17 protein-coding genes are annotated in these 21,677 nt (G+C 68.6%); 2 read left to right on the plus strand and 15 right to left on the minus strand.

Going from position 1 to position 21,677, the window contains the following annotated elements:
* Nucleotides 1–33: 33 nt before the first annotated feature.
* A complete protein-coding gene (locus tag KUM03_RS01715; protein WP_308406224.1) occupies nucleotides 34–1,464 on the plus strand; it encodes a diacylglycerol kinase family protein in 1,431 nt (476 codons plus the stop codon).
* Between the two features lie 66 nt (nucleotides 1,465–1,530).
* On the opposite strand, the gene KUM03_RS01720 is transcribed toward KUM03_RS01715, so the two are convergent.
* The 14 genes from KUM03_RS01720 to KUM03_RS01785 form a co-directional block, all read right to left on the minus strand.
* Complete coding sequence (locus KUM03_RS01720; RefSeq protein WP_217245096.1) at nucleotides 1,531–2,397, minus strand: phytanoyl-CoA dioxygenase family protein; 867 nt, start codon at nucleotides 2,395–2,397, stop codon at nucleotides 1,531–1,533.
* Nucleotides 2,398–2,574: 177 nt separating this feature from the next.
* Nucleotides 2,575–4,182, minus strand: coding sequence for a transporter (locus KUM03_RS01725; protein WP_217245097.1), 1,608 nt, complete (start codon nucleotides 4,180–4,182; stop codon nucleotides 2,575–2,577).
* Nucleotides 4,176–4,409, minus strand: a complete 234-nt coding sequence (locus tag KUM03_RS01730) for a hypothetical protein (RefSeq protein WP_217245098.1) — start codon at nucleotides 4,407–4,409, stop codon at nucleotides 4,176–4,178. Before KUM03_RS01730 ends, KUM03_RS01725 begins: the two co-directional genes overlap by 7 nt.
* 158 nt (nucleotides 4,410–4,567) lie before the next feature.
* Nucleotides 4,568–5,668, minus strand: a complete 1,101-nt coding sequence (locus KUM03_RS01735; RefSeq protein WP_254398659.1) for a phosphotransferase family protein — start codon at nucleotides 5,666–5,668, stop codon at nucleotides 4,568–4,570.
* Entirely contained in the window at nucleotides 5,668–6,906 is a 1,239-nt protein-coding gene (locus tag KUM03_RS01740) for an acyl-CoA dehydrogenase family protein (protein ID WP_217245100.1), read from the minus strand. Before KUM03_RS01740 ends, KUM03_RS01735 begins: the two co-directional genes overlap by 1 nt.
* 213 nt (nucleotides 6,907–7,119) lie before the next feature.
* A complete protein-coding gene (locus tag KUM03_RS01745; protein WP_217245101.1) occupies nucleotides 7,120–8,799 on the minus strand; it encodes a class I adenylate-forming enzyme family protein in 1,680 nt (559 codons plus the stop codon).
* A 42-nt stretch (nucleotides 8,800–8,841) separates the two neighbouring features.
* On the minus strand, nucleotides 8,842–10,398 hold the full coding sequence (locus tag KUM03_RS01750) for a long-chain fatty acid--CoA ligase (protein WP_217245102.1): 1,557 nt from the start codon (nucleotides 10,396–10,398) through the stop codon (nucleotides 8,842–8,844).
* A gap of 92 nt (nucleotides 10,399–10,490) precedes the next feature.
* The gene (locus KUM03_RS01755; protein ID WP_308406225.1) at nucleotides 10,491–11,642 is read right to left on the minus strand and encodes an aminotransferase class III-fold pyridoxal phosphate-dependent enzyme; all 1,152 of its coding nucleotides are present in this window, start codon (nucleotides 11,640–11,642) and stop codon (nucleotides 10,491–10,493) included.
* Between the two features lie 122 nt (nucleotides 11,643–11,764).
* Nucleotides 11,765–12,880: a Zn-dependent alcohol dehydrogenase gene (locus KUM03_RS01760; protein WP_217245105.1), complete on the minus strand. Its 1,116-nt coding sequence runs from the start codon at nucleotides 12,878–12,880 to the stop codon at nucleotides 11,765–11,767.
* Nucleotides 12,881–12,909: 29 nt separating this feature from the next.
* Nucleotides 12,910–14,268: an NAD-dependent succinate-semialdehyde dehydrogenase gene (locus KUM03_RS01765; protein ID WP_254398660.1), complete on the minus strand. Its 1,359-nt coding sequence runs from the start codon at nucleotides 14,266–14,268 to the stop codon at nucleotides 12,910–12,912.
* Nucleotides 14,269–14,294: 26 nt separating this feature from the next.
* On the minus strand, nucleotides 14,295–14,999 hold the full coding sequence (locus tag KUM03_RS01770) for a transporter (RefSeq protein WP_217245107.1): 705 nt from the start codon (nucleotides 14,997–14,999) through the stop codon (nucleotides 14,295–14,297).
* Nucleotides 14,996–16,390: a flavin monoamine oxidase family protein gene (locus KUM03_RS01775; protein ID WP_254398661.1), complete on the minus strand. Its 1,395-nt coding sequence runs from the start codon at nucleotides 16,388–16,390 to the stop codon at nucleotides 14,996–14,998. The genes KUM03_RS01770 and KUM03_RS01775 overlap by 4 nt, the downstream gene beginning before the upstream one ends.
* Nucleotides 16,374–17,309 carry an alpha/beta fold hydrolase gene (locus tag KUM03_RS01780; protein WP_217245109.1) on the minus strand — a complete coding sequence of 312 codons (936 nt, stop codon included), beginning with the start codon at nucleotides 17,307–17,309 and terminating at the stop codon, nucleotides 16,374–16,376. The genes KUM03_RS01775 and KUM03_RS01780 overlap by 17 nt, the downstream gene beginning before the upstream one ends.
* Nucleotides 17,302–18,840 (minus strand): NAD(P)/FAD-dependent oxidoreductase, encoded by a 1,539-nt coding sequence (locus KUM03_RS01785; RefSeq protein WP_217245111.1) that lies wholly within the window; start codon nucleotides 18,838–18,840, stop codon nucleotides 17,302–17,304. Before KUM03_RS01785 ends, KUM03_RS01780 begins: the two co-directional genes overlap by 8 nt.
* 599 nt (nucleotides 18,841–19,439) lie before the next feature.
* On the opposite strand from KUM03_RS01785, the gene KUM03_RS01790 reads away from it, so the two are divergent.
* Complete coding sequence (locus KUM03_RS01790) at nucleotides 19,440–20,888, plus strand: APC family permease (protein ID WP_217245115.1); 1,449 nt, start codon at nucleotides 19,440–19,442, stop codon at nucleotides 20,886–20,888.
* Here the strand turns inward: KUM03_RS01790 and KUM03_RS01795 are convergent.
* Nucleotides 20,885–21,484, minus strand: coding sequence for a helix-turn-helix domain-containing protein (locus KUM03_RS01795; RefSeq protein WP_254398662.1), 600 nt, complete (start codon nucleotides 21,482–21,484; stop codon nucleotides 20,885–20,887). The two genes, KUM03_RS01790 and KUM03_RS01795, sit on opposite strands and share 4 nt — an antisense overlap.
* Nucleotides 21,485–21,677 lie beyond the last annotated feature (193 nt).

Consider the following 21,677-nt stretch of genomic DNA (forward strand, 5'->3'; position numbering starts at 1 on the left):
GACGCACTCGGCCAGGGGCGCTACGCCAGGCTGGTGAGGCAGAACGGATCAGAGCCCCTTCAGGAGACGGCCATAGACAGGACACGAAAGGCACGGCCGCGGGCCGGGCTGGCAGCCCGGCTGCTCGCGTGGTTCGCCGTGGTGGCGGCAACCGCCGCCGTGGCAGTGCTGCTGCTCGCGCTGAGCGGGGGCGGACTGCTCGTGGTCATGGCCGGGATCCTCGGGCTCGTGGTCTGCGCCGCAGGCATCTGGTGGCTCGTGGCCCGGCGCGGTCTCGTGCGGCTGCTCGGCGCGTTCGTGGCCGTCGGGGCGCCGGCCGGAGTGCTCGTGTTCTATGCGCGGAGCGGTCTGTGGCTGATCGCGTTGATCTCCAGCCTGTGCTGGGCGACGGCGGTGACCTGCGGCCGCACGGCGCTGCACCGAGCGCGGCCGCCCCGGTCGCAGCGGCCCGTACGCGCACGTCCGCCGAGGCGGGCGGTGCTGATCATGAATCCGAAGTCGGGCGGTGGCAAGGTCGCCCGCTTCGACCTCGTGAAGCGGGCGGAGCGACTGGGCGCGCGGGTGATCCTGCTGGACCCGTCAGCCCCGGTCGACGTGGGCGGACTGGCCCGAGAGGCCGTGGAAGACGGTGCCGACCTGCTCGGTGTCGCCGGTGGCGACGGTACTCAGGCACTGGTCGCGGCCGTCGCCGCCGAACACGGACTGCCGTTCCTCGTGATCTCCGCGGGCACTCGCAATCACTTCGCCATGGATCTCGGCCTCGACCGCGCCGACCCGGCCCGCTGTCTCGATGCCCTGACCGACGGCGAGGTGATCCGGGTCGATCTCGGCGACGTCTCCGGCCGTCCCTTCGTCAACACGGTGTCCTTCGGCGTGTACGCGGACATCGTGCAGAGCCCCGAGTACCGCAACGACAAGACGGGCACCGCCCTGAAGCTGCTGCCGGACCTCCTGGCCAGGGAAGACGCGCGACGACTCGACGCGCTCGCGGACGGTACCCGGCTCGCGGACCAACAGGCGCTGTTGATCAGCAACAACCCGTACGCTTCGCCCGACGAGCTGAGCGGCGGCGGGCGCCGGCCCGTGCTCGACGACGGTGAGCTGGGTGTGATCGGGATCAGGGTGGCGAACGCCGCACAGGCGGCACAGCTGGCCCTGTGGGGCTCACAGGCGCCGGGACTCACCGTGACGACCGCGCGGCGGGTCGAGGTGACGGCCGGGGGCCCGCAGTCCCCGGAGACGGGGGGCGGCGAGGAGGCGCAGATTCCGGTGGCGGTCGACGGGGAGGCGCTGTGGCTGCGCACACCGGTCGTGTGCTCGGTACGGCCCCGCGCGCTACGGGTGCTGCTGCCACGCGACCGCCCCGGCGCACCGCCACCAGCACCCCCGGTCGACTGGCGGAATCTGCTCGCCCTAGCGTGCGGTCCCGTCGAGCGCACAGCATCAGGCGAGAGCCGCACCTGACCACAGCACGGTCCCTGCCTTCCTCGGTGCCTCGCTGCGACGTCGTGCAGTCGATCGGGTCGGCTCTCAGAGACCGAGGTAGTCGCCCAGGTCGGCGTAGTCGACCTGCCACAGGCCCGGCGAGCCCGTCGGGTACTGGGACCGGAACCCGAGGATGCGCTGGACACGCGGCGAGAGCGTCTTCGCGACCTCCATGTCGACCAGGAAGGGGTACGCCTCCTCGCCGGTGAGGAAGCCCGGATTGAGGGCGAAGGCCAGGGCCCGCCGGTACTCGTCGCCGGTCTGGTTCGCGCCGCCACCGTGCGCGGTCTTGCCGCTGAACAGAAGGGCGTCTCCGGCCTTCATGATCGCTGGAACTGTCTGCTCAGGAGTTCCGCGATCCTCGAAGTCGCTCCAGTGGTTGCTCCCGGGGATGACTCGGGTGGCGCCGTTCTCCTCCGTGAAGTCGGTCAGGGCGATCAGGAAGTTGAGGGTGACCTCCGGACCGTCGGGCCCCATCCCGATGAAAGGGAACCAGTTCTCCAGGTCCCGGTGCAGTATCTGCGCCTGGCTGCGGGGGCCGATCTCGATCACCTGCGCGGTGGTCATCCAGTACGTGCCCGACTCCGGGAGGAAGATCCGGTCGCAGACCTCGTGGACCAGGGAGTGTTCGAGGATCTCGCTGCGGAACGTGGCGCTGTGCGTGACCAGGTTGGTGAGGCGCTTGGTGTTGCTGCCGTGGAACGCAGCCACCATTTCGTTCTCGTGGGTCGAGCCCGGGCGAAGCGCCTGCATCGGCGGCTCGATCTCGGCGTTGAAGCGGTTCATCTGCTCGTTCGTCAGGAAGTTCCTGACGATGACGCCTCCGTCGCGGGTCAGGAGCTTGAGGATCTCGTCCGTCGGCGTGTCAGTCTCCACCGACGGCAGGGGCTGGCGCTGCTTCTGTGTCGTCATGTGCCTTCTCTCCCTCAACGTCCTAGCTGTTCCTGTGGCTGGTGGCGCTACTTTCGCCAGCCACGACCGCCGGCGAGAACGACAGCGAGCACCTGCCTTGCCCGGGCCCGGTGCACGATGCACACGCCGGTCGCACCGCCGCTCTCCCACGGTTGTCGAGTCAGGAGTCAGGGCCTGTCACTGACTCCGTGCCTCCCTCATCGCCGTGCGCCGGGCTCGTGCGGTCCCCTCCCACGGTCGCGCGCTGCCGAGCCATCCGAGGAGGAAGGCTGCCGGGACGGAGATCAGCCCGGGGGTGTGAAGCGGGATCAGGTTGAAGTCCTGCTCCGGCAGCAGCGCGTACTTAGTCCCGGACACCGCGGGGGAGGCAAGGGTCAGGAGTGTGCAGATGGACAGCCCTCCGTAGACGAGCCACAGCAGCCCTCGGCGGTTGAAGCCGGTCCACAGGAAGGAGTAGACGAGTGCGGGGAACACACAGGTGGCCGCGAGACTCAGCGAGAAGGCGAGGAGGAATTCAATGGGGTAGCGGTACAGGGCGGTGGCGAGGAGAAGGCTGACGGCACAGAGCGCGACAACGGACAGTCGCGTGACGGCGAGCTCTCCGATGCCGATCCTGGAGCGGCCCTTCTGCCCGAACAGGTCGCGGGCCACGGAGACGGCGGCGGCGAAGGTCACGCTCGCCACGGCTGTGAGGACGGCGAGAAAGGCGACACAGGCCACGAGGACGATGACCACGATCCGGCCCGTGGAGTGGTGGGGGAGGACCTCCGATGCCAGGAGGATCGGGGCTCCCTGTCCCTTCACGTCGACGACCCCGATCTGTCCGCTGCCCACCACCGCGGCAGCGGCGACACCGGCCGTGATCAGGAGCAGGTAGAAGAGGCCGGTCAGCCCTACGGCGACGCTCGATGAGCGTCGCGCGGCGGACGCGTCCCGACTGGCGCTGACGCGCAGGAGCAGGTGGGGCATCATCGCGGTGCCGAGGACGACGACGATGTGGTCGCTGATCGTGCCGAGCGGACCGAAGTCGGCGGTGTGCGCCCACAGCCCTGGGCTGAGGTAGTCATCCGGCGACATGCTCTTGTCCATGGCGGCCGACAACAGCGATTCAGGACTCCAGTCGAACAGGCGGAGTGCCAGCAGGGTCAATGCGGCGAGCGTCGCCAGGGCTATGGGCACCTTGGCGACCTGTATGAAACTGGTGCCGCGCAGATCCGCCACTCCTGCGAAGCATGTGATGAGGAATCCCATCAGTACCGTGCACACCACCTGGGCCGTCTCGGTCGGCATGCCGATCAGAAGAGCGGCGGTGATGCCGCCGGCCCGCAGTTGGACCATGAGCAGGGGTACGGCGATGCACAGCGTCACCACCGCACCGGCGATCCGCGTTCCCGGCCCTTCAGCACGCAGGGCGAACAGCTCACCGAGGGTGTAGCGGCGGGTCGCGCGAATCCTGGAGGCGAGGAGCAGGAAGACACCGAGTGCGAGGGCACTGTCGACGGCGGTCGAGACACCGTCGTAGCCGAAGAGGGCGATCGCTCCCGGCAACGAGACCAGGATGACGACCGTGATCTGTTCCCCCGCCATCGCGACGCCGTTGAAGACGGGCGGGAGAGACCGGCCGGCGACGTAGAGGCGTTCCGGATCGTCGTCCTGAGTGGCGACGGTGAAGACCCACAGGAGGCAGAGGCCGATGAAGACGAAGAAGGCGGTGATGACCGAGCCCCTCGCGGCGGAGCCGATGAGGTCGGGCGAGCCGACGCTCAGGAGGTACGTCGTCACCACGTGCCCCCGACCGTACGAGAGGCAGCGGTCGTCGCCGGGGCCGGCTCGCACGAGGACGCGGCCCGGCTCTCGTACCACCACGTCCCGCCGACGAGGACGACGAGCTGCGTGAGCGCCCACGCCATGCCGAGGGTGAGACGTCCGTACACGGAGACCTCACCGAGGGTCGTGGAGCAGGAGAGCAGGACACCGACGGCGAGCGGCAGCGCGTTGACAGTGACCAGCACTCGTGTGTCACGGGATGAATGCCGGGAGGAAGCGGAGGGCACGAGATCTCTCTCTGAAGATAAGGGAAGACGGACACAGCGCGACGGGCCGTGGAGACGGTCGCAGCCGTTGAGGACGAGCGTTGGATTCGGGTGGCCGTACCGGGACGCGTGTGGTGTCAGCGGCGAGTGGTCGCCGTCAGGCCGGCGTATCGCCCCGCCTGCTCCAGCAGTCGGGGGACACCCGTTTCGAGCGACGGCCCGAAGGTCTTGTCGTGGGGACGCTCCCCACGCTGCCAGCGGGTGTAGATGGCCTCGCAGAAGATCGCTGCCTTCCACAGTGCGAGGGTCTGGTACCAGGGCAACGGGGTCAGATCGAGGCCCGTGCGGCACTGGTAGCGCTCTGCCAGTTGGCGCCGGGTGAGGTAGCCGGGCGACCGGGTCACCCGGGTGAGTTCGAGCGGGGTGGCAGGGCTGCCGGCCTCGGAGTAGGTGGCGGTGAGGTAGCCCAGGTCGGCGAGCGGGTCACCGAGCGTGGCCATTTCCCAGTCCAGGATCGCGAGGACTCTGGCCGGCGCCTGGGGTGCGAACATGAGGTTGCCCATGCGGTAGTCGCCGTGCACCACCGATGCCGCCTGGCTCGTCGGGAGGTTACGGCCGAGCCAGTCCCCGATGTGCTCCACCGCGGGCAGGCTGCGTGTGGTGTTGACCTCCCACAACCCGTGGAATCTGTCGACCTGGCGCCGGAGATACCCCTCGGGGAAGCCCAGGGAGGCGAGTTCCGCTCCGGTCACGTCGATGCCGTGCAGGGCGGCGAGGGTGTCGACGACCGCCTCGCTGGTGGCCCGGCGCTGTTCGGCGGGGGAAAGACGGGGCGGGATCGTGTCGGTGATGACGATGCCGTCGAGCGTGGACATGAGGTAGAACGGCACCCCCAGAAGCGACTCGTCCTCGCATACCGCGATGATCTCCGGCACCGGCACTCCGTGGCTGCCAAGGATTTTCTGGACACGGGCCTCGCGCATCATGTCGTGCGTCGATTTGGGCAACGGCGGGCGCGGTCCACGGCGTAGTACGACGCACTCACTGCCTCGCTGGAGCAGGTAGGTGATGTTGGAGTGGCCGTCGCCGATGCGCTGCCACGCGAGCGGACCGCTGCCGATGCCGTGTGTGTCGAGGAAGCCGGTGACCGCGTCGAGGACCAAGAGTGGAGGGCTGTCGAGGTGACGGGCCCCGTCCCAGCTTGCGACGACCTCCACGCCGTCGGGGACGGTGTGCATCACGAGCCTCCGTTCCGGCCCGCGACAGCGTCGCCCCGGTACCGCTCACCGGCCTGGACCGCTGCGCTGCGGCCGGCCGATGCCCGGCGGGCGATGGCCCACCGGTGGGTCTCGTTGGAGCCGTCGTAGATCCGGAACGGGCGGACCTCGTTGAGGTACTGCGCCAGTGGAAGCCCGTCGGAGACCCCGTCCCCTCCGCAGATCTGCACGGCACGGTCGACCACCCGGAAGGCCGCCTCCGAACAGTGCACCTTCGCCACCGACGACATCGCCGAACCCGCCTTCGGGTCACTGTGCAGCAGAGCCGCGGTCTTGGCGATGATCGCGTCGGAGGTCTCGATGTCGATCACCGACTCGGCGATGAGGTGCTGTGCCAGGCCGAGCGAGTCGATCGTGTCGCCGAACAGCTCACGCCGCGCGGCCCGGTCCAGCGCGATGTCGTGCGCCCGCCGCGCCAGCCCCAGCCACCGCATGCAGTGTGTGAGACGCGCAGGTCCGAGCCGTACCTGTGCGTACCGGAATCCCAGCCCCACCTCGCCGAGCACCGCGTCGTCGGCGACGAAGCAGTCCTCTAGGTGGACGTGCGGGTGACCGCCGTCGATGGAGCGGTCGACGGTGTGGATCGCCTCGCCGACCCGGATTCCGGGGTTCGTCATGTCGACGAGGAACATGGTGGCCCCTTCGGGGGAGCCGTCGACGGCCGGCGTCCGCGCCATCACGATGCAGAACCCGGCACCGGCAGCCCCGCTGGTGAACCGCTTGTGGCCGTCGATGATCCAGCCGCCGTCGGCGCGCACGGCTGTGGTCCGCAGCGCCGCCGGGTCGGATCCCGCTCCGGGGTGGGGCTCGGTCATGCCGAAGCAGGACCGGACGTCCCCGGCCGCCAGGGGCGCGAGGTAGTGCTTCTTCTGCTGTTCGGTCGCGATGAGGTTGAGCATGTGCATGTTCCCCTCGTCGGGTGCCATGCAGTTGAGCGCCACGGGACCGATCGGCGAGTAGCCGGCCTCCTGCAGGATCGGTGACCAGTGCTCGATGGGCAGGCCCTGTCCGCCGTACTCCGTCGGCACGAGTGGCGCGAAGACACCGGCCTCCTTCGCCGCGGCCTGCAGCCGGTCACGGGTGGTCTGGTCGAGACGTCGGCCCGGTGCGGGCTCGGCGTCTATGACGACCTCGCGAACGAACCGGCGAGTACGCTCACGAAGCTCCGCGATCTCCGGCGGAAGGTGAGGGAAAGTCATGGATGTCCTTTGTCGGATGGGCGCGGTCGTCACGCGGCGCCGTTGGCGACCGTGAGGCCGATGTGGCCGGTGACCTCGGAGGAGTCCTCCGAGGTCAGGTACGCCACGGCGGAGGCGATGTCGGTAGGCACGCCCGGACACCGCAGGGGGCGGTCGGCGGCCACCTCCTTGCCGACGCCGGTGATGGTGCTGCTCCAGGGAAGAGCACAACGATCAGTCCGTGGACGGTGGTACCGGTCCGGCGACATCGATGTGGCGTAGTTCGGCACGCCGGATCTTGCCGCTCTGCGTCTTGGGCAGGTCGGCGAGGAAATGGACCTCGCGAGGACACTTGTAGGCGGCCAGACGATCCCGGGCGAAGACGATCAGCTCCTCCGCCGTGGCGGTCAGACCCGCCTTGAGCGAGACGTAGGCGACGACGGTCTCACCGCGATACGCGTCCGGCTGCCCGACGACGGCTGCCTCCAGCACCGACGGGTGCTCGTACAGAGCGTCCTCGACCTCACGCGGCCAGACTTTGTAACCGGACACGTTGATCTGGTCCTTGAGCCGGTCCACCAGGTAGACCCAGCCCTCCTCGTCGATGACGGCGACGTCACCGGTACGGAGCCGGCCCTCCGGCATCGTCTGGCGGGTGACCTCGGGCTTGTCCCAGTAGCCGGGCACCACCTGCGGCCCGCTCAACTCCAGTTCGCCCTGTTCCCCGCTCGGCACCGGATTGCCGTGCGGGTCCACGACGCGCGCGGTGAGGTGCGGCAGGGGCTTGCCGATGGAGAGCGTGCCGCTCGGCAGATGCACGGGGGCCCTGTCCCCCGGAGGCACGGCGATGACGGCGGACGTCGTCTCGGTCATCCCGTAGCCGTTGTGGAGGTAGACGCCGAATCGCTCCTGGAACCGCTCGACTGTGGCCGGGGGGATCGGCGCGCCGCCGGAGTACAGGGCCTTCACCGACGCGAAGTGCTCCGGTCCGGCCTGCGGCAGCTCGTAGAGGGCGTTGTACGCGGTGATGGAGCCGATGGTGTAGGTCACCCCGTGCTCGGCGAAGGCGTCCAGGGCGACTGCGGGGTGGAACCGCCCCGTGAGGACGAGCGTGGTGTCGGTGAGCAGGGAGATCGCCGCGTTGACCACCGCGCCCGTGATGTGGAACAGCGGGGCCACGGCGAGCACGACGTCCCCGTCGCTCACGCCCATCCACGACGCGCACGTAGCCACCACGCTCAGGACGTTGCCGTGGGTGTTCATGGCACCCTTCGGCGGCCCCGTAGTTCCCGAGGTGTACGTCAGGAACGCGACGTCGTCGCGGGTCAGCTGCACGGGTGAGGGGCTGCGGCCCTCGAACTCGCCGATCAGGGCCACCAGGTCGCCGTCCGGTGCCGGAGCGTGGCGCTCCGTCGTCATGAAGACCCGCGGATCGTTCCTCGACTGGTAGTCCAGAGCCGACGTGCTGACCAGCCATCGGACCGTGCTCCCCGCCAGCGTGCCGAGCGTCTCGTGGACGTCCGAGTCCGCACAGACGACCCCGACCGCCCCGGAGTCGTCGATGATCCGGCGCAGCTCCTGACGTCGGTACATCGGATTGAGCCCCAGTGCCGTGGCCCCCAGCTTCCACAGGGCCAGCAGCACCAGCGCGTACTGCGGAAGGTTCTGCAGGTACACGCCGACCCGATCACCCCGACCGGTTCCGCGGGCCTGGAACGCTGCGGCCAAGGCGTCCGACGCCGCGTCCACCTCCCGCGCGGACAGAGCACCATCGAAGAATCGGAGCGCTGTGCCGTCCGGGTTCCTCGCCACGCGTGCCTTCCAGGCGGCCACGAGCGGGTCGGGGGCCGCGCCCGTCCCCGTACCGAACGCGCCGGGGAACGTGCCCCGCCACCGGCCCTCGTCCACTGTCATCTGCCGTCCTTCCCACTCGTGTCCATGCGCTTGGCGTGCCGGTCACGTGAGTTCGCGCTTGAGGATCTTTCCGGTGGACGTCATCGGGAGGGACTGCACGATCTCCACGATGCGCGGGTACTTGTAGCCGGCCATCTGCTCCCTGCTCCAGGCGATCAGCTCCTCGGGACGGGCCTCGGCGCCGCGGTCGAGGATGACGAACGCCTTGATCTCCTCACCGTGGCTTTCGTGCGGCACGCCGACGACCGCGGCCAGGCTGATCGCGGGGTGCGTCATCAGGAGCTCTTCGATCTCGCGCGGGTACACGTTGAAGCCGCCGCGGATGATCAGGTCCTTCGCCCGGTCGACGATGTAGTAGAAGCCGTCCTTGTCCCTGCGGGCGAGGTCGCCGGTGCGGAACCAGCCGTCCCTGACTGCTTCGGCGGTGGCCTGGGGGCGGCCGTGGTAACCCTTCATCACGTTGTGGCCCTTGACCGCGATCTCCCCGATGGCGCTGCCCGTGCCGTCGTCCTCGACCTCCGACCAGTCCGAGTTGACGAGTTTGAGCTCCACGCCCCAGACCGGCACGCCGATGGAGCCGGGCCGTGGCTCTCGCGCCGGATCGCTGAAGGTCACCACCGGCGAAGTCTCGGAGAGGCCGTAGCCCTCCAGAACCTGGACCCCCAGCCGCTCCCTGACCTGTTTGATGATCTCGGCAGGGAGAGAGGCACCGCCGGAGACGCCTACTCGCAGGTTCTTCGCGATCCTCGCGACGTCGACATCGTCGGTGAGCGCCTGCAACAGGCCCCACCACATGGTGGGAACGCCCGCGAAGAAGGTGATGTCCTCCTGTTGCATCAGGGAGACCGTCTGCCGGGCGTCGAACCGCGGCAGCAGCACCAGTGTGCTCGCCGTCGACAAGCCGGCGTTCATCTGCACGGTCGCGCCGAAGGAGTGGAACAGCGGCAGCACAACCAAGTGGGTGTCCAGGGCAGGACGGTTCTCCAGCAGCCGATTGCACGAAAGGGCGTTGAGAACCAGGTTGGCGTGGCTGAGTTCGGCACCCTTCGCCTGTCCTGTCGTACCACTCGTGTAGAGCAGCACAGCCGGGTCGTCCCCCGTGGTCCCCATGCTGTCGAACGTCGTCGCGCTGCCCTGCAGCGCGGCGCCCATGGTCTCGACACCTTCGATCGGACTTTGCGCCTCGGGATCGGCGGTGACAAGGAAGAAGTGCTCGCAGCCCGCGGTCTCGGTGAACCCGGCGTGTCCCTCCGCACCCATCGGCAGGCCCGCGTCCCCCTCGAAGCAGAAGTAGGCCTTCGCCTTCGAGTCGGCCAGGTGGTAGGCGATCTCCCGGCTCTTGAGCAGGATGTTGAGCGGTACGACGACGGCGCCGGCCTTAAGGATGCCGTAGTAGACGATGGGGAACCAGGGCACGTTCGGACAGCTGAGCGCGACCTTGTCGCCGGGCCAGATGCCGCGGTCGACCAGGAGGTTGGCGACCCGGTTGGCGGCTGCCTCGACCTGGGCGTAGGTGAGGCGTGTCGTGCCGAGGACGACGGCGTCCCGGTCCGGGTGTGTGCGGGCGGAGTCCTCGAGCAGGACCGAGAGGTTCAGCATGGTGTCTTCCGGGGAGGTGGACCGGCCGCGGGGAAGGGAACACGCGGCCCGGCTCGGAGCGGTTGGGGATTACGCGCGGCTGGACGCGGACGTCACAGCCGCCGCAGCAGCCGGTCGAGGGCCTCGGCTGTCGCCTCGATGTCGGTGGTGGTGTGTGCCGTGCTGATGAAGACCTTGCCGGACGGCATGAACAGGAAGCCTTGACGCAGCATCTCTTCGAGGATCACGGTCCAGAGCCCGCTGGTCCCGTGGAGCCCGGTGGTTCCACCGGCGGGGACGTACTGGAGGAGCGAGCCGACCCGGTTGAAGCGGCCGAAGTCGGCAGATGAACCGAGAGCGCCGCCGACGAGAGCTTCGAACTCGGACGAGGTCCCTTCGAGCAGCTCGTAGACCGAGGGGTCGGCCAGGACGCGCATCGTCGCCGTGACGGCCGCCAGTGCGACCGGGTTGGCGTTGAAGGTTCCGGCGTGCACGACGCCGGTCGTCACCTGATCGATCAGGTCGGCCCGGCCGACGACGGCGCTCTGGGTGAACCCTCCGGCCATCGCCTTCCCGAAGACGGACAGGTCGGGCCGCACACCGTACCTCTCGGCCGCCCCGCCCCGTGCGATCCGGAACCCGGCGATCACCTCGTCGAAGACGAGGACGACACCGTGCCGGTCGCAGAGGGCCCGCAGCGTCGACAGGAACTGCGGTGAGGGTGCTTCGACGCCGGCATTACTCATCACCGGGTCCACCAGCACGGCCGCGATGTCGCGCTCGACGGCGTCGCTCAGCAGACGCTCGGCCAGCTGTACGTCGTTGAAGCGCGCCACGACCAGGTCGTCAAGGACGCTTGCCGACTGTCCCGGTCCGCCCGGGGTGGCGGGGCGGTCGCAGTCGTCCTCGGACATCCCGGCGTACACGGTGTCGTGCCAGCCGTGGTAGCTCTTCGCGAACTTGAGGACGCGGCGCCGCCCGGTGGCGGCCCGCGCGAGGCGCAGTGCCACCTGCACCGCCTCGGTCCCCGTGTTGCTCCACAGCAGTCGCTCGCCGTGCGGCACGGCCTCGAGAACCGCTTCCGCCGCGAGATACTCGAGCGGGTGGCCGGTGCCGACGACCTGCATCTTCGCCGCGACCTCGGACACCGCGGACACCACGCGCGGGTCGCCGTGACCGAGGACCAGCGGGCCCCAGGCCATCACGTAGTCGACGTACCGGTCGCCGTCCAAGTCCCAGACGTACGCGCCCCGGGCCTCCCGCACGAAAAGCGGATGGGGAGGCATCGCGGCGCGCAGGCCCGACCCCACACCCCCGCCGACGCTGCGGCGGGCTCGCTCGAAAGCCGAGCGTGATGATTCCAGGGCCATGAGATCGCCCCTGCCTTTCAGTACGTGATCACCGAGCGGATGCCGATGCCGCGCTTCATCTGGTCGAACGCCTCGTTGATGTCCTGGAGACCGATCACGCTCGTCACGAGGGAGTCCAGGTCGATGTGGTTGTTCATGTAGTGGTCGATCAGCATGGGGAAGTCGGTATCCGGCTTGCTGGAGCCGTAGTTCGAGCCGATGAGCGACAGTTCCTGATCGGACATGACGAAGGGGTCGATGGAGATCCTCATGCCGTCCGCCACTTGCCCGGCGACTACCGCCGTGCCGCCTCGGGCCAGGACCTCGTAGGCCGACTCGATGGTGCGGGGCAGCCCGATGGCCTCGATGGCGATCTCCACGCCGCGTCCGTCGGTGAGTTGCTGCACCCTGTCGGCGAAATTCTCGCGGGCGTTGTTGATCAGGTCGGTCGCACCGAAGACGCGTGCCTGCTCGAGCTTCTCGTCGGAGATGTCCGCGGCGATGATCCTCCGGGCGCCTGCGAGCCGGGCCCCCTGGATCGCGTTCAGCCCGACGCCTCCGCAGCCGAGGACCAGCACGGTGTCGCTCGGCCGCACGCTCGCGGTGTTGACGGCCGCGCCGACGCCGGTCGTGACGGCGCATCCGACCAATGCCGACTGCGGGAACGGGGCGTCGTCCCGGATGGCGATCGCGGCCGACTCGGGTACGAGGGTGTACTGGCCGAACGTTCCGAGGCCCGCGAAGCTGTAGACGTCGCTCTCGTCGACGGACGTGATTCGGGTACGGCCGTCGAACGAGAGGTGGTTCGCCGAGTGTTCGCTGACCATGTCACACAGGACCGGCCTGCCGCTGATGCAGTAGGAGCAGCGGCGACACGAAGGCGTCCAGGACAGCACGACGTGATCGCCCTTCTTCAGGGTCGTGACGCCGTCTCCGACGCTTTCGATGATCCCGGCCCCTTCGTGGCCGAGGATCATCGGCGAAGGGACCTCCCAGTCGCCCACGAGCACGTGCAGGTCGCTGTGGCACACTCCGCTCGCCTTGAGCCGCACCAGCACCTCGCCGGGCGGAGGCGTCGAGGGAAGATTCACTCGTTCGATGGTCAGTGGTTCGTTCGGAGTCCTGAAGACAGCGGCGTCGAATTCGATGGTCATGGTGGGTTTCCTTCTGCGCGGTGCGGCGATCACGTCCGGGCGGTGCGGATGAGCTTCTTGTTGGCGAACTCGTCGATTCCGGCCCGCCCCAGTTCGCGGCCAAAACCGGACTGCTTCACCCCGCCGAAAGGCAGTTCCGCGCCTTCGAGGCCGACGCCGTTGACGAAGACCATGCCGGCCTCGATCCTGTCGGCGACGCGCAGCGCCTGCTCGGCGTCCGTCGTGAACACGTAGGAGCCCAGCCCGTACGGGGTTCCGTTCGCCAGCTCGACGGCCTCGTCCTCGGATCCGACGCGGTAGACGGTCGCCACGGGGCCGAAGAGCTCCTCGGTGGCCGACGCCGACGTCGGCGAGACGCCCGTCAGAACGCCGGGCGGGAAGTACGCTCCTTCGCGCTGTCGTGCGGAGACGAAGGTCGCCCCGTCGGCGACAGCTCGCTCGACCTGCTCCTCGAGGTACTCGGCGGCGGCGACCGAGGAGAGCGGCGTCAGCCCGTCGGTCAGGGCGAGCACCTTCTCGGTGAACTTGTCGAGGAAGGCGTCGTAGAGGTCCTCGGCGACGATGAAGCGCTTCGCGGCGTTGCACGCCTGCCCGGTGTTCTCGAACCGCGTCTCGACCGCCGCCTGGACCGTGGCGTCGAGGTCGTCGGCCGACAGCACGATGAAGGGATCCGAGCCGCCCAGCTCGAGCACCACCTTCTTGAGGCTGTGCCCGGCCTTCTCGGCGACCTCCGCGCCGGCCCGCTCCGAACCGGTGAAGGAGACGCCCTGCACCCTGGGGTCCGCTATGGCCCGAGCGATCTGCTCGCCGGTGGCGTGGACGTTGACGTAAGCGCCCCGGGGGAAGCCTGCGTCCGTGAACAGCTGCTGGAGCGCCTCGGACGACTCCGGACACTGCGACGCGTGCTTGAGCACGATGGTGTTGCCCAGCGCGAGGTTGGGCGCGGCGAACCGGGCAACCTGGTAGTACGGGTAGTTCCAGGGCATGATCCCCAGCAGCACGCCGACCGGCTGGCGACGGATGAAGGCGGTGCCCTCTCCCTCCAGGAGCTCGATCGGTTCGTCGGTGAGGAACTTCTCCGCGTTCTCGGCGTAGTACCTGTAGATCGAGGCGCTGAACTCGACCTCCGCGACGGCCTCGTCCACCGGCTTGCCCATCTCCCGGTGGATGATCTCGGCAAGCTGCGCGCTGCGCTCGTCGTGGAGGGCGGCGACGGTGTTCAGCAGCTGGGCACGCTGTTCCACGGAAGTCCGACTCGACCACTGCGCGTAGGTTTCCGCCGCCGCGTCGACCGCCCCCTCGACGACCTCGTCCGTCGCGGTCGGGTACTCCTTGACCAGCTTTCCGCTGGCGGGGTCCACCACCGCGTACACGTGCCTCTTGGCCATGCTGACTCCTTCTTCGTTGTCGGGGTTCATGCGAGGGTTCCGGTCGTGCGGACCGGGTTCGCGTCAAGAGCCGCGTTGTGGTCGTGCAGCGCGCGGTAGGCGCGGAAGTAGACGAATCCCTGGGTGCCCCACGTCGCCAGTGCGGCGGTGTAGAAGATCGTGCGGTCCGCGTCGTCGAAGGGCAGGGGGAAGAAGTCGTAGGTCAACGCGATGGTTGTTCCTGCGGCCGTGACCAGGCCCGTCCAGATCGCGGGCCGCTTCGCGCCCGCGTTCCAGAGCCGTTTCGCGAAGTACGCGAGGAAGACCGCCGTGAGGAGGTTGGCGACCACGTAGAAGACGGCGACCCAGAACGCGGCGTGGTCGGTGTGGAGGTCCGCGCCGTGGAACTGCCGGAGGAAGAGGCCGGCCACGATCGCGACTCCGAACACGGCGACGTCGACGCCGAGGCTCGGCTTGTAGCGTTGGGTGACCTTCATCAGGCCCATGACCAGGATGAGCGTGATGCCGACTGCCCGGGAGAAGGCGTCGAGGAAGTACGCCAGGTCGTACAGGACGCTGTCGTTGTCGGCTCCGGACAGTGACCAGAGCAGGAAGTTGCTGCCCGATGTGGCGACGACCATCCACTCGAGGCCGAGGAGGTAGTTGCCGTAGCGGCGGATGAACTTCCATCCGTAGAAATAGCCGGCGAAGATCATCCACAGGTCGGCCAGCAGGAACAGCGCTTCCTTCATGCCAACGCCCCCTCTCGGACGCCGCGGGACAGGAGGGCGGCGATGCTCTCGGCAGTGCGCTGGCCGGTCAGAACCGCGCCGTTCATGGTGCCGGCCCATTCGCCGGCGGTTTCGCTGCCGGCCCAGTGGATTCGCCCGTGGGGCTCGGACAGCGCCTTGCCGAAGCTCGTGGTCGCGTAGGGGGCGACAGCGGGATTGGGGCCGCCCGGGGCGAAGGGCTCCGCTCCCCAGCAGTGGTCCACGTAGTCGATCGGAGTGCGGGCCTGCGGACCGTAGAGGTCGGCCAGCTGCTGGACGGCCCGGTCGCGCCGGGTTTCAGGGCTGAAGCCGTCGAAGACGCGCGGATCGCAGAAGGCCATCATGACGCCCGGTCCGCTGTGGGCGGGAGACACGTCGAAGGTGATGAACACGGTTCCGGTGTCGGTCACCGCCTCACCGGAGAATCCCTCGGCCCGCCAGAATGGCTTCTCGTAGGCTACGAAAGCCTTGCTCAGCACACCCATGCGCCAGGTTCGCGTGAGCCCTTCACCCTGCTCGGGCAGGGCGGGCTCGAACTCGATGGCGGCGCGGTGCGCCGGCGAGGCCGTGACGACCGCGTACCTGGCGTGGATCTCGCCGGAGTCGGTGCGAACGGTGAGACCATGGTCGTCCTGCGTGATACGGCGCACCGGTGTCTGCAGGCGTACGCGGTCGCCGAGCCGCTCCGCCACCCGATGGGCGATCTCCTGGGTGGTTTCGACGATCCGGTCCTGCTGCTGACCGCCGTCGACGTCCAGCATGTGGTCGAGTCCGCCCGCCGAGCGGATGTAGCGCAGTGCGTGCAGCAAGGAGACGTCTCCCGGAGTGCATCCCCACTGCACCTTGCTGATGACGGTCATCAGCGCGCGGGTGCTGGGCAGTGCGTTCTTCCGGTCGAGCCACTCACCGAACGAGATGGCGTCGAGCCGGTCGGCCCCGGGCGTCTCCCAGGCGGCGTTCACGTCGACGGTCGCGACCAGCTTGTTCACCGCCGTCTGCATGCGGGCCATGTCCACCAGGGCAAGGGGGGAGATCTTGGGAATGGTGCCGCTGTAGGTGCGGCGCCGACCCGCCATCCACAGCACGTTGCGGCCCTGGGCGAACTGGTCGGTCGTGGTGCACCCCACCCGGCTCGCGAGGTCTCGGACGGCGGTGTGGCGCCGCGCCACCCACGTCGCTCCAAGATCGACCTTCACGCCCGCCACCTCGCCGGAGAGCGAACGCCCTCCGACCCGGTCGCGGCCTTCCACGACCACGACGGACCGCCCGATGCTCACCAGCCGCTCGGCAGCGCTCAGACCGGCGAAGCCGGCACCGACGACCACGACGTCGACCGGCTTGCCCTTGGCGCGGGGCTCACGAGATCCGGACATGGCTTCCTCCTTCACCCACGCGGTTCGCGTGCTGCGAGATGTAGCTCGTGATGGGATCGACGAGGGTCTCGGGAATGTGATGGCCCATGCCGGGAATGACCACGTGCTGGGCCGAGCGGATCGCCTGGACGGTCGCGGCGCCGCCGCTCGGGTTGACCAGCGGGTCTCGATCGCCGTTGATGACCAAGGTCGGGGCCGTGATCTTGCTCAACTGGGCCGTCCGGTCTCCGGAGCGCTGGATGGCCTGTATCTGGCGCGCGGTGCCGGCCGCCAGGTCACCAGCGCTGCGATCGCACCCGCGCGCCGCGATGGCGGCCTCGGCCGCGTCGTCGATGGGATGTTCCGTTCCCGCGATGTGCCGGGTGAGCCGCAGGTGGGCACGGACCGCCGCGGTTCTGGTCCTCGCCGGCGGGGCGGCGAGGAGCCGGATCGTCGACAGAGCCGGCCGGCCCACCTTCTTCGCCCCGGTGGTCGAGTAGAGGGAGGTCAGTGACAGAACGCGCTCGGGCACCGTGGCCGCGATCGTTTGCGCGATCATCCCGCCCATTGACCGCCCCACCATGTGCACCCGCGAGATCCCGAGATGGTCGAGTACGCCGATGCCGTCCCGGGCCATGTCGGCCAGCGCGTACGCGTCGCCGCGCGGACGCCCCGCGATCTGACGCCAGAGACCGGGAGGGGGAGCGGCGACGAACGTCGACTGACCGGCGTCGCGGTTGTCGATCGCGACGACCCGGAAGCCGCGGGTGACGAGTGAGCCGACGAACGAGCCGGTCCAGAAGGTGAGGTCCTCGCCCAGTCCCGCGACGAGCAGCATCGCGGGGTCGGCCTTGTCGCCGTAGTCCCGGAAGCAGATCCTGATCCCGGACGGCGAGGTCGCGTACTGGTCGACGCCCTCGGCGCCGCTCGTCTCAGGCATGGGTGGCTCGCCGCCCGTCGGATGACTGCGCGGCGGCCGTTCGACGGGTGCCGAACTCGAGGTTCTCGTCGGCCACCGGACCGCGGAGCGCCCTGGCGTCCTCGGGGTAGGACATCGCCATCCGCCAGGGTTTCTCGGGGCCCTGCTTGGGCAGGAGCTTCTCGCCGCGCTTGGCGTACCCGGCCTGAAGGTCCATGACGGGCCTGCGGTTCGTTCCCGACGGCGCGACCGGAACCACCGTGTCGTATCCGCGGGAGTCCATGTGCCGGACCAGGTCGATGAAGTAGCGACACATCAGGCTCACCTTGAGCGTCCAGGACGAGGTGGTGTAGCCGATCGCCATCGCCCAGTTCGGGATCCCGCTCAGCAGCATGCCGCGGTAACAGAGCGCGTCCGCGATGTCGACCTGGCGCCCGTCCACCACGATGGGCATGCCGTCAAAGAGCCGCAGGTTGAGCCCCGTGGCGGTGATGACGACGTCGGCTTCCAGTTCCTCGCCCGACGCCAGGACGATTCCGCGCTTGCTGAAACGCGCCACGGCGTCGGTGACGACGGAGGCCCTTCCTTCCTTGATCGCGTCGAAGAAGTCCCCGTCCGGTGCCACGCACAGTCGTTGGTCCCACGGGTTGTACGGCGGGTTGAAGTGCTTGTCGACGTCGAATCCCTTGGGAAGGCGCTTGACGTTCTCGCGCCGGATGAATGCCCGCCCGGCCTTGGGGAAGGTCCGTAGGCCCTTGACGACGGCGTGTTCGGTCCAGATGTTCTTGAACCGCGTCATGGCGTACCCGCGCTCTTCTCCGAGCAGCTTCGTGAGCGCCAGGGCGACCCTGTCGACACGGGGGAGCGCCATGACGTAGGTGGGGGTGCGCTGCAGCATCGTCACGTGCCGGGCGGCGCCCGCCCCGGTGGTCATGGCCGGCACCAACGTGATCGCGGTCGCGCCGCTGCCGATGACGACGACCTTCTTGCTGCCGTAGTCGAGGTCCTCCGGCCAGTGCTGCGGATGGACGATCCGGCCCTCGAAGTCGTCCCGCCCCGGGAACTCCGGGGAGAATCCCTCGTCGTACCGGTAGTAGCCGGTGGCGGCGAAGACCCATCCCGCGTGGATCGTCTTGGTCCGGGTCGCTCCCGTGGCGGGGTCCGACGTCTGGACGGTGAGGGTCCACCGTGAGTCCGCCGTGGACCACTCCGAGCGGACGACCCGGTGGCCGAGCTTGAGGACGCGCTCCAGGCCGTTCTCCTCGACGGTCTCGTGCAGGTAGTCCTTGATGAGGGGAGCGTCGGCGATCGCGGCTTCGTGGCGCCAGGGCTTGAACGCGTATCCGAACGTGTGGAGATCGGAGTCCGAGCGGATACCGGGATAGCGGAACAGGTCCCAAGTGCCTCCGATGTCATCGCGCGCTTCCAGCACGACGAGCGACTTTTCGGGGAGCTCTCGGCTGAAATAGGTGGCCGCGCCGATCCCGGAGATCCCTGCTCCGACGATCACCACGTCGAACTCCTCGACGGCGTCCAACACCTCAGCTGTCATGGCGTTTCCTCGCTGTTCCTGTGGCGGTCGCTTCACTGTCCCCAGCCGCGACCGCGGTGAGAACGACAGTGAGCACCTGCTTCGCCCGGGCCCGGTGCAGGATGCACAGGCAGGTGAGACGCTGCGCTCATACGGTGGTGGACGTCCGGGCAGTGACCTCGGTGGAGGTCGTGTTCGGCTCTTCGAGGCGCAGGACGCCTGGCGGCGCCTCAGCAGAGGCCGGCCTCGCCGCAGCCATTGCGGTGCCGTCATCGGCGTGATAGACGTTTGCCGCGTTTAGTAGCACTAAACACCTCGTCGCGGTTGCGCCGGCATCGCTGTCGTCACGTCTTCGCCGCGCCTCGGGGACCACCTACGTATCGAGCCGAGGCGGATCGCGCTGTCACTCATGCTGTCGCGGCCGAGAGGAAGCGACGAGCAGACCAGCTCTCGCTCGGGGTCACGACTCTCAGAACTGAGCCGGAGCAGCAGAAGCCGGGTCCCTCGCCCTGTTGCTGAGGTGCCGCGCCGGTCCGCTTCGTGTGGCCGTACCACCTCACGCACTCATTCATCCACCCATGACGAGCCGGAACCGGCCCGTGAGCTGAAAGGTGGTCGACATGACCGACCTCCCCAAGACAGGGCACCCCGAAGCACTTGGCGGTGAAGCAGGATCGGGCAACCCGCTCAACCGCAGGCTCGGCGTATCGCAGGTCGTGTTCATGGTCGTCGCCGCAGCGGCACCGCTCGGACTCGTGGCCGGCGGGGTGCCGCTTGCCTTCGCCGTGAGTGGCAGTCCGGGGATGCCGCTGTACTTCGCATTGTCCACCGTGATGCTGCTGATCTTCGCCGTAGGCTTCACGCAGATGGCCGGACGGGTACGCAACGCGGGCGCCTTCTACGCCTACGTCCAGGCGGGGTTGGGCCGCATACCCGGCCTCTCGGCCGCGACCCTCGCGCTCTTCTCCTACACTCTGCTTCTCGTCGGGGTGAATGCCTATGTCGGTGTCGCGACGAGCAATGTCATCGAGCGGTACGCCGACGTCGGCTCTCCGTGGTGGATGTGGGCATTCGTCTCGCTTGGCATCATCGCCTTCCTCGGCTATCGCGACATCGAGCTGAGTGCCAAGGTGCTCGGTGCCGTGCTGGTGCTGGAAACCCTGCTGCTCCTGGTCATGGACTTCGGAATCCTGGGCCATGGTGGCGCTCACGGCCTGACGGCCGAGCCGTTGTCACCTTCCATCGTGGGGAACGGCTCCCTTGGCCTCGGCGTCATGTTCGCCATCTTCGGGTTCATCGGCTTCGAGGCGACGGCCGTGTTCCGCAACGAGACCAAGGATCCCGATGTCACGGTCCCGCGGGCGACGTACGTCGCGATCCTCATGATCGGGGTCTTCTACTCGTTCACCGTGTGGGCGATCGTGGTGGGTGTCGGCGTCGAATCGGTGACCGGCGCCGCGAAGGCCGACCCCGAGGGCCTGGTCCTCACGCTGGCGCGGAGCTACGTCGGGTCCGTCTGGGCCGACGTGATGCAGGTGCTTCTGATCACCAGTCAGTTCGCGTGCGTGCTGGCCTTCCACAACGTCGTGACGCGCTACCAGTTCGCGCTGTCCCGGTCCGGCGCCCTTCCTGAGCCGCTGGGCGTCGTTCACCCCCGGCACCGTGCGCCGTCGTCATCCTCGGTTGTCGCCTCGGCGGTCGCGTCCGTCACCACACTTGTCGTCGTCGCGCTCGATCTCGACCCGATCGGGGACCTCTACACGTGGTTCTCCGGCGCCGCCACCCTCGGCGTCGTTCTGCTGATGGCGGCCACCAGTCTCGCGGTGATCGGCTATTTCCGGCGCGCCGGCGACCAGCAGTCGGTGTGGCGCACGAGCGTGGCCCCGGCCGTGGCCTTCCTCGGTCTGGCCTGTGTGGTCTACCTGATGGTCGCCAACTTCCCGCTCCTCGTCGGCACCACCGGGGGTGCCTGGGTCATCGGTGGGTGCGTCGCCCTCTCGGCCGTGGTCGGCGCGGTGCAGGCCCTCGTCCTGCGGGCGCGCCGGCCGGCCGTCTACGAGCGGATCTAGGCGGGTCCTCGCGCGACGCGCAGCAGTGGAGGCGACAGGACCCACAGGACCTCGCTCACCGACGTACCCGGGTTGTCGAACTGGTGAAGCGTCTGACCGGAGAACGAGGTGGACACGCCGGCTGACAGCATCCGGGTCTCGCCCCCGACGATGAGACGGGTCGAGCCACTCAGCCCCATCGCGAAGATCGTGGCGTCGAGCCGATAGGAGCCACCAGTGCCTCCGCCTGGTTCGATCACGGATCGGAAGACCTGGAAGGCCGTGGTGTCGGCGGGCGTGAGCAGGTACTCGGCTACGCCTTCACCGCCCATGTCGATCAGGCTTCCGCCCTCCACGACCTGCTCGTAGGGGTACGAGAACAGCTCGCCGACCCCGATCTGCAGCACATCGCAGACGCGCAGCAACGTCGGGACGGACACGCTGGTGAGCCCACGCTCCAACTGACTCAGGAAGCCCTTGGTGACCTCTGCCCGGTGCGCGACCTCCGTCAACGACAACCCGCGGCTGAGCCTGATCTTCCTCAGCTGCGCGCCGGTGGATGCTTCGGAGGCAGCGGAGCCCTTGGCCGCTCCGCCTGCTCTCCTGCTGTCATCCATGGACATCGCCGCTCACCGCCCGTCCCGAGGCCGAGGTCGTGTGCCCGTCGGGTGACAGGCCGACCCAGACGAGCCCTCTCCGTGGCACGAGGCTAACTGGCTCTAACAAAAGCGGCTGATCATGAGTCTGTCGGCCTCTCTGCTCGTAGGTGTGGGTATGGGAAACCGTCAGTCGCGGCCGTGGATCGTGTCG

Source organism: Streptomyces sp. AC602_WCS936, assembly GCF_019049125.1.
Classification (GTDB): Bacteria; Actinomycetota; Actinomycetes; order Streptomycetales; family Streptomycetaceae; genus Streptomyces.